The organism is Streptomyces sp. NPDC007991, from assembly GCF_042958445.1.
Classification (GTDB): Bacteria; Actinomycetota; Actinomycetes; order Streptomycetales; family Streptomycetaceae; genus Streptomyces.
Genome location: NZ_JBIBJD010000004.1, coordinates 218,688 through 233,555, shown reverse-complemented (window position 1 = coordinate 233,555; position 14,868 = coordinate 218,688). Strand labels below are relative to the sequence as shown.

Annotated in this window: 12 protein-coding genes; 6 read left to right on the top strand and 6 right to left on the bottom strand. The window is 71.9% G+C overall.

The window, feature by feature from the left end:
* Position 1: 1 nt before the first annotated feature.
* Positions 2–481: a hypothetical protein gene (locus ACFZDA_RS12675; RefSeq protein WP_391079075.1), complete on the top strand. Its 480-nt coding sequence runs from the start codon at positions 2–4 to the stop codon at positions 479–481.
* A 21-nt stretch (positions 482–502) separates the two neighbouring features.
* Here the strand turns inward: ACFZDA_RS12675 and ACFZDA_RS12670 are convergent, their stop codons facing one another.
* The 4 genes from ACFZDA_RS12670 to ACFZDA_RS12655 all read right to left on the bottom strand — a co-directional run bounded on the left by ACFZDA_RS12670 (position 503) and on the right by ACFZDA_RS12655 (position 6,548).
* Positions 503–1,315, bottom strand: a complete 813-nt coding sequence (locus tag ACFZDA_RS12670; RefSeq protein WP_391079072.1) for an N-formylglutamate amidohydrolase — start codon at positions 1,313–1,315, stop codon at positions 503–505.
* A 126-nt stretch (positions 1,316–1,441) separates the two neighbouring features.
* The gene (locus ACFZDA_RS12665; protein WP_391079070.1) at positions 1,442–3,661 is read right to left on the bottom strand and encodes an NADP-dependent isocitrate dehydrogenase; all 2,220 of its coding nucleotides are present in this window, start codon (positions 3,659–3,661) and stop codon (positions 1,442–1,444) included.
* Between the two features lie 654 nt (positions 3,662–4,315).
* Positions 4,316–5,413, bottom strand: a complete 1,098-nt coding sequence (locus ACFZDA_RS12660) for a mechanosensitive ion channel domain-containing protein (RefSeq protein WP_391079067.1) — start codon at positions 5,411–5,413, stop codon at positions 4,316–4,318.
* A 235-nt stretch (positions 5,414–5,648) separates the two neighbouring features.
* Complete coding sequence (locus ACFZDA_RS12655; protein ID WP_391080118.1) at positions 5,649–6,548, bottom strand: lysylphosphatidylglycerol synthase domain-containing protein; 900 nt, start codon at positions 6,546–6,548, stop codon at positions 5,649–5,651.
* A 312-nt stretch (positions 6,549–6,860) separates the two neighbouring features.
* On the opposite strand from ACFZDA_RS12655, the gene ACFZDA_RS12650 reads away from it, so the two are divergent.
* The 4 genes from ACFZDA_RS12650 (at position 6,861) to ACFZDA_RS12635 (ending at position 11,844) form a co-directional block, all read left to right on the top strand.
* On the top strand, positions 6,861–8,747 hold the full coding sequence (locus ACFZDA_RS12650) for an ABC transporter transmembrane domain-containing protein (RefSeq protein WP_391080115.1): 1,887 nt from the start codon (positions 6,861–6,863) through the stop codon (positions 8,745–8,747).
* A gap of 102 nt (positions 8,748–8,849) precedes the next feature.
* Positions 8,850–9,356, top strand: coding sequence for a hypothetical protein (locus tag ACFZDA_RS12645; RefSeq protein ID WP_391079065.1), 507 nt, complete (start codon positions 8,850–8,852; stop codon positions 9,354–9,356).
* 146 nt (positions 9,357–9,502) lie between these two features.
* Entirely contained in the window at positions 9,503–11,131 is a 1,629-nt protein-coding gene (locus ACFZDA_RS12640; RefSeq protein WP_391079062.1) for an ATP-binding protein, read from the top strand.
* Positions 11,128–11,844: a response regulator gene (locus ACFZDA_RS12635; protein ID WP_391079059.1), complete on the top strand. Its 717-nt coding sequence runs from the start codon at positions 11,128–11,130 to the stop codon at positions 11,842–11,844. Before ACFZDA_RS12640 ends, ACFZDA_RS12635 begins: the two co-directional genes overlap by 4 nt.
* A 33-nt stretch (positions 11,845–11,877) precedes the next feature.
* On the opposite strand, the gene ACFZDA_RS12630 is transcribed toward ACFZDA_RS12635, so the two are convergent.
* Positions 11,878–12,189 carry a hypothetical protein gene (locus ACFZDA_RS12630; RefSeq protein WP_391079056.1) on the bottom strand — a complete coding sequence of 104 codons (312 nt, stop codon included), beginning with the start codon at positions 12,187–12,189 and terminating at the stop codon, positions 11,878–11,880.
* A gap of 130 nt (positions 12,190–12,319) precedes the next feature.
* The gene (locus ACFZDA_RS12625; protein ID WP_391079054.1) at positions 12,320–13,267 is read right to left on the bottom strand and encodes a formyltransferase family protein; all 948 of its coding nucleotides are present in this window, start codon (positions 13,265–13,267) and stop codon (positions 12,320–12,322) included.
* A 212-nt stretch (positions 13,268–13,479) separates the two neighbouring features.
* Here ACFZDA_RS12625 and ACFZDA_RS12620 point away from each other — a divergent pair, with 212 nt between their 5' ends.
* Entirely contained in the window at positions 13,480–14,829 is a 1,350-nt protein-coding gene (locus tag ACFZDA_RS12620) for a SidA/IucD/PvdA family monooxygenase (RefSeq protein ID WP_391079051.1), read from the top strand.
* Positions 14,830–14,868 lie beyond the last annotated feature (39 nt).

The following is a 14,868-nucleotide window of genomic DNA, read 5'->3' as shown; positions in this document are numbered from 1 at the left end:
CATGGACGACGACGAACTGTTCGGCGAAGAGGACTGGGGGGACGAGGAGTTGGACGCGGGGCTGCTGGAGGAGGAGCTCCGGCGGGCCGCCGCCGTCCTGGACCCCGTGCCGGCGGAGCTCCAGCAGCTCGCCGTCGACGCCTACGCGCTGCACGACCTGGACGCCCGCGTCGCGGAACTCACCTTCGACTCGCTGGTCGACGCCCTCCCGGTCCGGGGGGCGGGCGACGCGCCCCGGATGCTGACCTTCCAGGCGGGCGGGGTGACCGTCGACGTCGAGGTCACCCCGCACGGCCTGATGGGCCAGGTGCTGCCGCCGCAGCCGGCCAGGATCGAGGTCCTGACCGGACCACGCCCCGGCTCCCCTCTCACGGCCGACGACCTGGGCCGCTTCACCACCGGCACACCACCGACGGGCCCGTTCGCCCTCCGCCTGCGCACCGGCGGGGACGTGGTGGTGACGCAGTGGCTGCGGGCGTAGGGGTGCTCCAGCCGGTGCCGGTCAGCCGGACACGGCGTCGGCCAGGCGGGCCAGAGCGTCGGCGAGTCGTTGCAGGCCGGGGCCGGCGGGGCCGCCCGGCTCCATCATGTAGGTGTCCCGGCGGATCTCCACCATGAGCGCCTCGACCCGCGGGTCGCTCCCGTAGAACTCGAGCGGCACGTACGCGCCCCTGAAGGGGCTGTCGAGTTCCGTCTCCCCGACGTCCCCGAAGGCCTGCCGCGCGGCGTCCAGCAGGCCGGGGGAGGTGTGGAAGGAGTCGGTGCCGAGACACACCGGCGGCCGGGGGCCCTCCCCGTGCAGCTCGTAGGGCAGCCGGTCCCGGGGATACGAGTGCACGTCGATGATCACGGCCCGCCCGGTGGCCGCCAGCCGGTCCGCCACCGCCTGGGTCACCGCCCGCGCGTACGGCAGGAAGTACCGCGCGACGAGCGGCCCGGCCTCGACGTCCCCGGACCGCAGCAGGGCGCCGTGCGTGGTGCGGGTGTAGACCGCGCCCATGCCGACGGCCCGCATCTCCTCCCGTTCGTCGGGGAAGCGCTCCGGGTCGACGACCAGCCGCGACAGCCGGTTGACGAACCGCCAGGGGACGACGCCGGCCGCCCGGGCCGCCGCCTCGGCGATCCGAGCCGTGTGCGCGTCGGTGATGTGGTCCAGTTCCCGCGCGAGCTCGTCGTCGTCCAGCACGATGTCCGCCCGGACGGACGGCGGTATCTCCCGCGCCGAGTGCGGGACATGCAGGATCACGGGGGAGTGCCCGGCGCCGGGCAGGACCTCGAAGGACGGGGGGTCGAAGGACGGCGGATCGTCGGTCACGCGGCGGCTCCACGGGGACGTGGTCGGGGGCTGCGCTCGAAAGCCCGGCCTCTTCGAACATAACTCCGCCCCGGCGGGGCGGTGCGCCGGCCGGGGCGGAGCGGGTGGGCCGATGGGCCCGGTGCGTCAGCTCAGGGACGCCAGCGCCTCGTTCCACGTCGTGGACGGGCGCATGACCTCGGCGGCCTTCGCCGGGTCGGGCTGGTAGTAGCCGCCGATGTCGGCGGGCTTGCCCTGGACGGCGGCCAGCTCCTCGACGATCTTCTGCTCGTTCGCGGCGAGCGTCTCGGCGATCGGCGCGAAGGCCTTCGCCAGGTCCGCGTCGTCGCTCTGCCGGGCCAGTTCCTGCGCCCAGTACAGGGACAGGTAGAAGTGGCTGCCGCGGTTGTCGATGCCGCCGACGCGACGGGTCGGCGACTTGTCCTCGTTGAGGAAGGTCGCCGTGGCGCGGTCGAGGGTGTCGGCGAGGACCTGGGCGCGGGAGTTGCCCGTCACCTTCGCGAACTGCTCCAAGGACGGCACCAGGGCGAAGAACTCACCGAGGGAGTCCCAGCGCAGGTAGTTCTCCTTGACCAGCTGCTGCACGTGCTTCGGCGCCGAGCCGCCCGCACCCGTCTCGAACAGGCCGCCGCCCGCCATCAGCGGGACGACCGACAGCATCTTGGCGCTGGTGCCCAGCTCCAGGATCGGGAACAGGTCGGTCAGGTAGTCGCGCAGCACGTTGCCGGTCACCGAGATGGTGTTCTCGCCGCGGCGGATGCGCTCCACCGACAGCTTCGTGGCCTCGACCGGGTTGAGGATCCGGATGTCCAGGCCCTCGGTGTCGTGCTCCGGCAGGTACGCCTTGACCTTGGCGATCAGGTTGGCGTCGTGCGCGCGGGTCTCGTCCAGCCAGAACACCGCCGGGTCGCCGGTGGCGCGGGCGCGGGTGACGGCCAGCTTCACCCAGTCCCGGATCGGCGCGTCCTTGGTCTGGCAGGCGCGGAAGATGTCACCGGCCGAGACGGTCTGCTCGATGAGCGCGGTGCCGTGTCGGTCGACCAGGCGGACCGTGCCCGTGGTGGCGATCTCGAAGGTCTTGTCGTGGCTGCCGTACTCCTCGGCCTTCTGGGCCATGAGGCCGACGTTCGGCACCGTGCCCATGGTGGACGGGTCGAAGGCGCCGTTGGCCTTGCAGTCCTCGATCACGGCCTGGTAGACGCCCGCGTAGGAGGAGTCCGGGATGACCGCCAGGGCGTCGTGCTCCTGCCCGTCCGCGCCCCACATGTGGCCGGAGGTGCGGATCATGGCCGGCATGGAGGCGTCGATGATGACGTCGGAGGGCACGTGCAGGTTGGTGATGCCCTTGTCGGAGTCGACCATCGCCAGCTCCGGGCCCTCGGTGAGCTCGGCGTCGAAGGAGGCCTTGATCTCGGCGCCCTCCGGCAGGGCGTCCAGGCCCTTGTAGATGCCGCCCAGACCGTCGTTCGGGGTGAGGCCGGCCGCGGCGAGCTTGTCGCCGTACTTCGCGAACGTCTTCGGGAAGAAGGCGCGCACCACATGACCGAAGACGATCGGGTCGGAGACCTTCATCATCGTCGCCTTCAGGTGCACCGAGAACAGCACGCCCTGGGCCTTGGCCTCGGCGACCTGCGCCGTCAGGAACTCGCGCAGCGCGGCGACCCGCATCACGGAGGCGTCGACGACCTCGTCCTTCTGGACGGGTACGGACTCGTGCAGCACGGTGGTGGTGCCGTCGTCGCCGACGAGCTCGATGCGCAGCGCGCCGTCCTCGGCGATCACCACGGACTTCTCGGTGGAGCGGAAGTCGTTCTGGCCCATGGTCGCCACGCTCGTCCTGGAGTCGGCGGACCAGGCACCCATGCGGTGCGGGTGGGACTTGGCGTAGTTCTTGACCGAGGCGGGGGCCCGGCGGTCCGAGTTGCCCTCACGCAGGACCGGGTTCACGGCGGAGCCCTTGACCTTGTCGTAACGGGCGCGGATCTCGCGCTCCTCGTCGGTCTTCGGGTCGTCCGGGTAGTCCGGCAGCGCGTAGCCCTGGCCCTGCAGCTCGGCGACGGCGGCTTTGAGCTGCGGGATCGACGCCGAGATGTTCGGCAGCTTGATGATGTTGGCGGCGGGCGTCTTGGCCAGCCGGCCCAGCTCCGCGAGCGCGTCCGGGACGCGCTGGTCCTCCGTGAGGTACTCCGGGAACAGGGCGATGATGCGCCCGGCCAGCGAGATGTCGCGGGTCTCGACGGCGACACCCGCCTGCGAGGCGTACGCCTGGACCACCGGCAGGAAGGAATACGTTGCCAGGGCCGGGGCCTCGTCAGTGTGCGTATAGATGATGGTCGAGTCAGTCACCGGGTGCTCCGCTCCACGTCTGCAACATTGCTCGACATCAAGATATCTCCTGACCGACCTCGTCTCGACAGGGGTCCGGGACCAGTTTCGGGCGACCGGGACCCGGCGGCCGTCCGAGCGCATGCGGGCCACCGGGCAGCGCGGCGCGGAGACGGACCGGCGGCGGGCCGCACCGGCGGGGCGGCGGTCTCTGACCTGCTTCTTCCTCGACCGGCTCGCCCTGCGGGCGCGGTCCGTCCGGGTCGGCGGCCGGCCGGGTGCTGTCGAGCAGGCGGCCGGGACACCGCGGATCCCCCGGGCGTACGCTCCCCGCGAACGCCCCGGGCACGGGGCCCGGCGGGCTGCGGTGCGTCCCGGATCACGGCGGCGGACGCGCGACGGGCCATCCGGAGCGCACGGCCTGTCCCCGGCCGGACTTCACGGCCGTGCCCGGCCGGGATGGGCCGGTCGTCCGGAGCGCACGGCCTGCCCTCGCCCGGACTGAATGGCTTGCCCTCGGCCGGATTGAACGGCCTGCCCTCGGCCGGATTGAATGGCCTGCCCCGGCCGGACTGAACGCCCTCCCCGGCCGGAGCGAACGGCCTGCCCCGGCCGGGACGGTCGACGGCCGGCCGGACACACACCCGAGCGGACGGGCCCGTCGCGAGCGCCGGGTCAGTCGAGTCGGGCGGTGGCCATGTCGCCCGGCTCGAGGTCGCCGGTCCGCTGCTGGGGGATCAAGGCCCCGCCCTGCTGGAGCGCCACCGTACGGGCCGGAGCGGGGATGCGGATGCCCTCCGCGCGGTACCGCTTGTGCAGCCGCTTGATGAACTCGTGCTTGATCCGGTACTGGTCGCTGAACTCGCCGACGCCCAGGATCACCGTGAAGCCGATGCGGGAGTCGCCGAAGGTGTGGAACCGGATGATCGGCTCGTGGTCCGGCACGGCGCCCTCGACCTCGGTCATCGTCTCGGCGATGACCTCGTTGGTCACCCGCTCCACATGGTCCAGGTCACTGTCGTAGGCCACCCCGACCTGGACCAGGACGGTCAGCTGCTCCTCCGGCCGCATGAAGTTGGTCATGTTCGCCTTGGCGAGCTGGCCGTTGGGGATCACGACGAGGTTGTTGGAGAGGTTGCGGACGGTCGTCTGCCGCCAGTTGATGTCCTCGACGTAGCCCTCCTCGGCGCTGCTGAGGCGGATGTAGTCGCCGGGCTGGACGGTCTTGGACGCGAGGATGTGGATGCCCGCGAAGAGATTGGCGAGGGTGTCCTGAAGCGCCAGCGCGACCGCCAGACCGCCGACACCCAGGGCGGTGAGCATCGGGGCTATGGAGATCCCCAGCGTCTGGAGCACCACCAGGAAGCCGATCGCCAGGACCAGGATCCGGGTGATGTTGACGAAGATCGTGGCCGAGCCCGCGACCCCGGAACGGGACTGGGTGACCGTGCGCACCAGGCCGGCCACCACCCGCGCCGCCGACACCGTCGCGACGAAGATGAGCAGCACGGTGAGCACCTGGTTGGTGTGCTGCTGCACCGTCCGGGTCAGCGGCAGCACCGCCGCCGCGCCGGCCGCGCCGCCCACCACCGCGGCCCACGGCAGCACGGCCCGCAGCGCGTGCACGATGACGTCGTCGCCGCTCCAGCGGGTGCGGTCGGCGTGCCCGCCCAGCCAGCGCAGCAGCATGCGCAGCGCGAAGGCCGCCAGCAGGCCCGACGCCAGGGCGATGCCGGCGAAGACCAGATCGTCCGCGGTGAGGGCCCGGTTCACCGGTCACCTCCGGGAAGGAGAACTGCGGCGAACGCCGTCGCCGGCCGCCGGATGTGAAGTTTCGTCACGTCGTCACCTGTTCGTCCTGCGGGATGTTCCGCCGTGCCCGGCCCCGCCCTGACCTGCGGTCGGCACGACCGTTCATCCTGCCGCATTCCGCACGGGGTTTCGTACGCGGAGCGGGCCGGGCCGGGCCGGGGGGATTCCGCCAGGCACTGCGGGGCCTGCCGGCCAGTCAGACGACCTTCAGCCGTACCAGCGCGGCCAGCGTCAGCGCGCCCGGGAGCAGCGGCAGCCAGACCGTGATGACGCGGAAGGCCAGGACCACTGCCGTGGCCACCGCGGCCGGGCCGCCCGCCGCGACCAGCGCCATGACCAGCGCAGCCTCCACCGAGCCGATCCCGCCCGGGGTGGGGACCAGCGCGACGGCGACCGTCGCCGCCAGGTAGGCCACCGCCATGTGCGCGGGCGGCACGTCCAGCCCCATCGCCCGCCCCACCAGCACCAGGACGGCCGCCTGCAGCGCGGGGAAGGCGAAGGCCCCGCCCCACAGGGCCAGCGCCCGGGCCGGGCGGGTGTGCACCGAGCGGGCCTCGCCGAGCGCCGTCCGCAGGAAGGACAGCACGGCCGAGCGCACCCGCCGGACCAGGGTCAGCACGGCCACCGCGATGACGAGCACCACACCGGCACCGGCCAGCAGCGGGCCGAACGCCGTCTCGGGCACCAGCGTGCTCAGCCGCAACGCGTCCGGGAACGCGACGAGCAGGGCGCCCAGCAGGGCCACCCGGCCGACGCTCTCCGCCAGCAGATACAGCGCGAGAGCCGCCGAGGAACGGGTGAGCGGCAGCCCGCACACCGTCATGAACCGCAGGTTGACCGCGCTCGCGCCCAGCCCGGTCGGCAGCAGGTGGTTGGCCGCGCCCGCCGCGAACTGCGTGGCCAGCAGCCGCCGTCGGGGCAGCCGCTCGACGACCGCGCCCTGCCGGGTGCAGGCGGCGGCGACCCAGGTCAGACAGGTCGCGCCGATCGCGGCCAGCAGCCACGGCCACTCGGCGTGGCCCAGATGCGCGAACCCCTCGGCGAGGACCGACCGGTGCCGCACCGCGACCACGGTGACCAGCAGGAGCGGAAGCAGACACAGAATCTGACGCAGGCGGCGGACCGGGACGCGACGGGGGAGTCGTCCCGGGCGGATTTCGGGGAGTTGTACCGCTGTCACATCCGCAGAGGCTTCCCATGCCCCGCCAACGGCGGGTTGCGGACGTGCGGACGGCGTCTTACGTACGGGGAGCGGCTGGGAGGAGAGCGTCATCGGGGCCTTTGCGAGGGGAACGGGGAGACGGGGAGCGGGAAAAGGGGGATCGGGCCGATTGTGCGGGATGTCGGGGCGATGTGCGAGCACCTTGACCTCAAGATTGCTTGAGGTTCTAGGTTCTCTGTCATGAGTATGGAGACCACAGCGTGGACACAACTGCACAGCGTCATGACCGCCCAGGAGGAGCGTCGCCCCCTAGCCCGCGCCACCCTGCGCCGCATCGGAACGTTCGCCCGCCCGCACCGGCGCCGTATCGCCCTGTTCGTCCTGCTCGGGGTGGGGACCGCCCTGCTCGCCGTGGCGACCCCCGTCCTGGCCGGGAGAGTCGTCGACGCGATCGTCTCGAACGGCACCGAGGGCACCGTCGTACGCCTGTCCCTGCTCATCGCGCTGATCGCGGTGGCGGAGGCGGCGCTCGGCATCCTCGGCCGGAGACTGTCGGCGACGCTCGGCGAGAACCTCATCCTCGATCTGCGGACCGCCGTCTTCGACCATGTGCAGCGCATGCCCGTGGCGTTCTTCACACGCACTCGTACGGGCGCCCTGGTCTCCCGGCTCAACAACGACGTCATCGGCGCCCAGCGCGCGTTCAGCAACACCCTGTCCGGAGTGGTCAGCAACCTCGTCACGCTGCTGCTCACCCTCGCCGTGATGCTCACGCTGTCCTGGCAGATCACCCTGCTCGCGCTGGTGCTGCTGCCGGTGTTCGTGGTCCCGGCCCGGCGCATGGGCAGCCGTATGGCGCGCATGCAGCGGGAGGCGGCGACGCTGAACGCGGCGATGGGCACCCGGATGACCGAGCGCTTCTCCGCACCCGGCGCCACCCTCGTCAAGCTCTTCGGCCGCCCCGAGGAGGAGTCGGCGGAGTTCGCCGAACGCGCCCGCCGCGTCGCGGACATCGGCGTCCGGACGGCGACCGCCCAGGCCGCGTTCATCACCGCCCTCACCCTGGTCTCCGCGCTCGCCCTCGCCCTGGTCTACGGCCTCGGCGGCGCCCTCGCCCTGCGCGGCACCCTGGAGCCCGGCGCGGTCGTGTCCCTGGCCCTGCTCCTCACCCGGCTGTACGCGCCGCTGACCGCGCTCGCCGGGGCGCGGGTCGAGGTGATGAGCGCCCTCGTCAGCTTCGAGCGGGTCTTCGAGGTGCTCGACCTGAAGCCGCTCATCGAGGAGAAGCCGGACGCGCGACGGGTGCCCGACGGGCCCGTGGCGGTCGAGTTCGACCGCGTCCGCTTCGGCTACCCGTCCGCCGACAAGGTCTCCCTGGCGTCCCTGGAGGAGGTCGCCGCGCTCGACAAGCGGGGCGGTGACGAGGTCCTGCACGGCATCTCCTTCCGCGCGGAACCGGGGCAGACCGTGGCACTCGTCGGCTCCTCCGGCGCGGGCAAGTCGACCGTCGCGGGGCTGCTGCCGCGCCTGTACGACGTCGACGAGGGCGCCGTACGCGTCGGCGGCGTCGACGTCCGCGACCTGAGCGCCCGGTCCCTGCGGGAGACCCTCGGCATGGTCACCCAGGACGGGCACCTCTTCCACGACACCGTCCGCGCCAACCTGCTCCTGGCCCGCCCCGAGGCCACGGAGAGCGACCTGTGGGACGCCCTGCGCCGGGCCCGTCTCGACGACCTCGTACGGTCGTTGCCCGACGGTCTCGACACGGTGGTCGGCGAACGCGGCTACCGGCTCTCCGGCGGGGAACGCCAGCGCATGACCATCGCCCGGCTCCTGCTGGCCCGTCAGCGCGTCGTCATCCTCGACGAGGCCACCGCCCACCTCGACAACACCTCCGAGGCCGCCGTCCAGGAGGCACTCGCCGAAGCCCTCGACGGCAGGACGGCGGTCGTGATCGCCCACCGGCTCTCCACGGTCCGCACGGCCGACCAGATCCTGGTCGTCGAAGCCGGCCGCATCGTGGAACGCGGCACGCACGAGGAACTCCTGGCCGCGGGGGAGCGGTACGCGGAGCTGTACCGGACCCAGTTCGGCGAGGCGGAGAGCACGGTCGTGGACGAAACCGCCGCATGACACGCCTGTCCTCGGTGAACGGCTGCGGGCGCGCGTGCGTACCCCTGGCGAGTACTCCTGCCCGCCCGCGAGGGCGGGACGGTCCGCATCCGGAGAGACGACGTGTCCCAGCAGCAACCGCACGCACGACCCCACCGCCGGCCCCTGCCCCGCGCCCACCGGCTGCGCGCCGCCGCGCCGGCCGCCGCGCTGCTCATGCTCCCCCTGGTCACCGCCTGCGGCGGCGGTGACGACGCCGAGCCGGGCGCCGGCGGCAGGACGACGACGCCGAGCGGGTCCGCCGCTCCCGCCGCCGGGGTCGTCGCGCCGGCGAAGGTGGAGGTGATCGCCGGCCTGACCGGCTGCAAGGTGAAGATCCGCACCGAGGCGGACGAACTGCGCGAGGGCGTCTGCCACACCGCGAAGGGCGACTACCTCATCACCACCTTCCCCCAGGAGAAGCTCAAGAAGACCTGGCTGGAGGCGGCCCGGGTGTACGGGGGCACCTACCTCGTCGGCATGCGCTGGGTGGTGAGCGCCAAGCCGCAGATGCTGGAGCCCCTCCGCGCGAAACTCGGCGGCACGGTCACGACGTTGCGGGGCACCGGCCCGGGCCCGAGCACCTCCTGACGTCACCGCGTCCCGGGCCGGCACCATCCGCCGGCCCGGGACGTCTCATGACACCTCACTTCCGGTTTTGCCTGGCCGGGGTCATGATGGGGCGACTCGGCACATGAGCCGCCCCACCTGTGTCGGCATTGAAGAGTGAGTTCATCGTGGTCGCCACCTTTCGTCGCCATTCGCTCGCGGGCGAGATGCTGGTGCTCCAGCTCGCCATCGTCGTGGTGGTGCTGCTGGCGGTCGCCGCGGTCTCGCTCGCCCAGTCGCAGGCCACCTTCAACCGGGTCGAGGGACGCCGGGTGAGCGCGCTGGCCGAACAGCTGGCCGCCAACCCCCTGGTGCGCAGCCAGCTGGTGCGTCCCGCGCCGGGGGAGGCGCTCGCCCCGCTGGTGCTCGCCACGCAGGCGCAGTCCCAGGTGACCTCGGTGACGGTGGCCGACGCCGCCGGCCGGATCATCAGCTCCACGAACCCCACGGTGGTCGGCGAGCGGCTGCCCCAGGAGCCGGGCGCCGACCAGGCGCGGGGCTGGTCGGGGCAGCTGACGCTGGACGGCAACCGCGAGCTGGCCGCCCAGGTCCCCGTCCTCGGGGCGACGGAGCAGAACCTCGGCCGGATCCTCGGCACGGTGATGATCGGTGAGGCCGACCCGACCGTCTGGCAGCGGCTCAGCGGCGCCTCCTCGTATCTGCTCGCCTATCTGGGCATCGCCAGCGGGCTCGGCGTGGCCGGTTCCTGGCTGCTCGCGCGGCGGGTGAAGCGGCAGACCCTCGGGCTGGAGCCGGGGGAGATCGCGGGGCTCGCCGAGCACCGGGAGGCGATGCTGTACGGGATCGCCGAGGGCGTCATCGCCCTGGACCCGCAGCACCGGCTCACCCTCGTCAACGACATGGGCCGCCGCCTGCTGGACCTGCCCGAGGACTGCGTCGGCCAGAGCCTGGACGGCCTGGGCATCGACGGACGGCTGCGCGACGTGCTGGCCGGCACCGCCGCGGGCGAGCGGGACGAGGTCGTCGTCCGCCACGGCCGGGTCCTGGTGATGAACCGGATGACCGTCACCAAGGACGGCCGGCTCCTCGGCTCGGTCACCACGCTGCGCGACCGCACCGAACTGGCCCGCCTGGAGCGGGAGATCGGCTCCTTCCGCAGCTCCTCGGAGCTGTTGCGGGCGCAGGCGCACGAGTTCGCCAACCAGCTGCACACCATCTCCGGGCTGATCCAGATCGGCGAGCAGGACGAAGTCGTGCGCTACATCCGCGCGTTGAACCAGCGCCGCCAGTCGCTGGACGTCACCCTCAGCCGCCGCGTCCGGGACACCGCGGTGGCCGCGCTGCTGATGGCGAAGGCGTCCCTCGCGGCCGAACGCAAGGTCAGCCTGCGCATCTCGGACGACACCGCGCTGGAGCGGCTGGCCCCGGAGGACGCCGCCGACGTGGCGACCGTGGTGGGCAACCTCGTGGACAACGCCGTCGACGCCGCGGCCCACGCCGGGGAACGCTGGGTCGAGGTGGCGCTGCGCCAGGACGCCTCCAGTGTGGAGATCGTGGTCCGCGACTCGGGGCCGGGCGTTGCTCCCGAACTGGCCCGCGAGGTGTTCTCGCACGGCTTCACCACCAAGGCCGCGCGGGAGGGCGAGCGCGGTATCGGACTGGCCCTGACCAAGCTGGTCTGCGAACGGCACGGGGGAGAGATCTCGGTGGCCAACACCCCCGACGGGGCCGTGTTCACCGCACGCATGACCGTCAGCCACCTCCCCGAAGCGGTGGCGGAAGGAGCGGCCCCATGACCGCAACGCGCGACATGACCACGCGAGCCGAGGCGGGCACGATCGACGTCCTCGTGGTCGACGACGACTTCATGGTGGCCCGGGTCCACCGCGCGTTCGTCGAACGCGTCGAGCCGTTCCGGGTCGTCGGCGTCGCCCACACCGGCGCACAGGCGATCGAGGCCGTGGACGAACTGCGCCCCGACCTCGTCCTGCTCGACCTGTATCTCCCCGACCTGTTCGGCCTCGACGTCATCCCCCGGCTGCGCACCGCGGGCCACGACTGCGACGTCATGGTCATCAGCGCCGCGCAGGAGGCCGACACGGTCCGCGGCGCCGTCCGGCAGGGAGTCGTCGACTACCTCCTGAAACCCTTCGACTTGGAGGACCTGCGGCCCCGCCTGGAGCGCTACGCCGCCCAGCGGGGCCGGCTGCTCACGGCGGTGGTGCGCGGCCAGGCCGACATCGACCGGGTGCTGGCCGGAGCCGGCGTCCCCGCACCGGCTCCCGCGCTGCCCAAGGGGATGAGCGTGGAAACCGCCGAACTCGTCGAGCGGGCCCTGCGCGAGGCGGACGGCACCCTGTCCGCCTCCGAGTGCGCCGCGCTGACCGGCGTGTCCCGCGTGAGCGCCCGCCGCTACCTGGAGTACTTCCACGGCACGGGCAGCGCGGAGGTGTCCCTGCGCTACGGCGTCGCGGGCCGGCCCGAACGGCGGTACGCCTGGCGGGCGTGATCCGCCGGTCCCCGGCGGGCCGTCGACCGCCGTCTACGGCCCGCCGTCGCCCCGCGGAGGTGCCGGGGCCGGCAAGGGGGAGGGCGCGGGGACCGGGACGGAGACCGGCGCGACGGAGCCGCTTCGGCCCTCCGGCATCGAGACGCCCGGCCGCTCAGTCGTGTCCTCCGCGATCTTCACGGTGTACCGGCCCGGACTCTGGTCACGCCACTGCCCCGATTCCCGGCCGGTGGCGGTGGCGACGGTCAGGGGGAGCACCACGGCACCGGTGAGGGCCAGGATCCAGCCGAGGACGGGGCTCAGGAGTGTGCCGACGGTCCGGTGGTGGGTGTCGTGGTAGGCCAACTGTCGTCCCGGTGGTTCGACTCGACATCGTGTACTGCCCCCATGGGACCCACTGTCGCAGCCGCCGCCGGGCCAGAGGAATCTTGAAACTTGAAGCCCCACGCGTTGCACAGAAGTTTCACAGTGACGGTCAGGGCTGGTGGGTCAAGTAGCCGCCCATGGCGGTGAAGTACTCGGTCGCGGGCAGCTCCCGGCCGTCCTCGGTCCGCACGCGCGTGAGGGCCAGGCCGTGGTTGCGGCCGGTGCGGGCGTCAGACCCGGCGACGATCACCACACCCTCGCCCTCGCGGTAGAAGACGCGGCCGGGCGTGCCGCCGTACCGCCCCTGCGAGACGACGGCGGCCAGGACCTCCAGGCGCTTGCCCTTGTGGAAGGTGAAGGCGCTGGGGTACGGCTCGGACTGGGCGCGGACCAGCCGCTCCAGGTCCTCGGCCGGCCAGGTCCAGTCGATGCGGCTGTCCTCGATGGACCGCTTGTGGAAGAAGCTGGCCCGGGAGCGGTCCTGCGGGGTGAACTCCGTCCGGCCGGAGGCGATGAGGCCGAGCGCGCCGATGGTGACGGGGGCGATGAGGCCGACGGTCTTGTGGAACAGGTCGGTCGCGGTGTCGGTCGGCCCGACCGGCACCGCCTCCTGTCGCACGATGTCGCCGGCGTCGAGTTCGTCGTTCATCATGTGCGCGGTGACGCCCACTTCGGGTTCGCCGTTGATCAGCGCCCAGATCAGCGGTGAGAAGCCGGCGTACTTCGGCAGCAGTGAGTCGTGCACGTTCAGCGTGCCGTGGCGCGGCAGGTCGAAGATGCGCGGCGGGATCCACGTACGCCAGTTGTTGGCCACGATGATGTCCGGGTCGGCGTCCTTCAGACGCTCGAACAGCTCGTCGTCGTCAGGGCGGTTGCGGATCACGACCGGTACGCCGTTCTCCTCGGCGAGGTCGGCGACCGAGTCGCTCCAGATCTTCTCGTAGGCGTGCTCGCTCTTGGGGTGCGTCACGACCAGGACCACGTCGTGCTCGGAGTCCAGGAGGGCTTGCAGGGTGCGGTGCCCCCAGGTCTGGTAACCGAACATGACGACCCGCATGGGGTTCCTCCTCGCAGCAGGGAATGGCCGCAGTCAGTAAAGCAAGGCTTACCTAAGTGGTCAACGGGGCGGGTTTGCACGGGTGTTGGCGATCGCCCTGCCGGGCGGGAATCCGTTTTGCCTATGGACAGCCCTGTGGGATGAGCTTAGCCTTACCTAAGTTTTGGGCGGTGCCTCTTTCGGCGTGCCCGACTTCGTACGATGGGAGTGACATGGCACAGGCTCGTCCTGGCGACGCCCCTTTGATCCACGACCTCATTGGCATCGGCTTCGGGCCGTCCAACGTGGCCATGGCGATCGCGCTCAGCGAGCACAACGCCGGCGGGGGCGAGGCGGTCTCCGCTCATTTCTTCGAGCAGCAGCCGCGCTTCGGCTGGCACCGGGGCATGCTCATCGACGACGCGACCATGCAGGTGTCCTTCCTCAAGGACCTGGTGACGCTCCGGAACCCGGCGAGCGAGTACAGCTTCCTGTGCTACCTCAAGAGCAAGGGCCGGCTGATCGACTTCATCAACCACAAGAACCTCTTCCCGCTGCGGGTGGAGTTCCACGACTACTTCGAGTGGGCCGCGGGCCAGGTCGACGGCATGGTCTCCTACGGCCACGAGGTCGTCGGCGTCATGCCCGTCGTGCGCGACGGCGTGGTGGAGTACCTGGACGTGACGGTCCGGTCGGGGGAGGGCCTGGAGGTCCACCGGGCCCGCAACCTCGTCCTGGGCACCGGCCTGCGCCCTCTCATGCCAGAAGGCGTCGAGCGCGGCGACCGCGTCTGGCACAACTTTGAACTGCTCGGCAGGGTCGACGCGTTGGAGGGCACCGCGCCCTCCCGGTTCGTCGTCGTGGGCGCCGGGCAGAGCGCCGCCGAGAACGTCGCCTATCTGCACCGGCGCTTCCCCGAGGCCGAGGTCTGCGCCGTCTTCTCCCGCTACGGCTACAGCCCCGCCGACGACAGCGCCTTCGCCAACCGGATCTTCGACCCCGAGGCCGTCGACGCGTTCTTCGCGGCGCCGAAGGACGTCAAACGCCGGCTGATGGACTACCACGGCAACACCAACTACTCCGTGGTGGACATCGACTTGATCGACGACCTGTACCGGCAGATGTACCAGGAGAAGGTCCTCGGCACCGAGCGCCTGCGCTTCCTCAACGTCTCCCGGCTCACCGGTGTCACTCAGGCGCCGGACAAGGTCAGGGTCGCCGTCACGTCCCTCGTCAGCGGCGAGGAGACCCTCCTGGACGCGGACGTCGTGGTGTTCGCCACCGGCTACAGCCCCGCCGACCCCGTCGGCCTGCTCGGCGAGGTGGCCGACCGCTGTCTGCGGGACGACGAGGGCCGGGTCCGCGTCGAGCGCGACTACCGCATCGCCACGGAGCAGGATCTGCGGTGCGGCATCTACCTCCAGGGCGGCACCGAGCACACGCACGGCATCACCTCGTCCCTGCTGTCCAACACCGCCGTCAGGGTCGGCGAGATCCTCGACTCGCTCCTCGACCGCGGCCGCAAGTCCGCTTCCGACGCGGCCCGGACGGTCGCCGACGGGACGGGCCGTACGGCGCGTTAGTCCACCCACCCGGCAGGCACAACAGCGCAGATCAAAGGG

Excerpts from the sequence above, each read along its gene's own strand:
- ACFZDA_RS12635 (WP_391079059.1), top strand. The coding sequence starts at position 11,128 with ATGACCGCAACGCGCGACATGACCACGCGAGCCGAGGCGGGCACGATC.
- ACFZDA_RS12625 (WP_391079054.1), bottom strand. The coding sequence starts at position 13,267 with ATGCGGGTCGTCATGTTCGGTTACCAGACCTGGGGGCACCGCACCCTG.
- ACFZDA_RS12675 (WP_391079075.1), top strand. The coding sequence starts at position 2 with ATGGACGACGACGAACTGTTCGGCGAAGAGGACTGGGGGGACGAGGAG.
- ACFZDA_RS12650 (WP_391080115.1), top strand. The coding sequence starts at position 6,861 with ATGGAGACCACAGCGTGGACACAACTGCACAGCGTCATGACCGCCCAG.
- ACFZDA_RS12620 (WP_391079051.1), top strand. The coding sequence starts at position 13,480 with ATGGCACAGGCTCGTCCTGGCGACGCCCCTTTGATCCACGACCTCATT.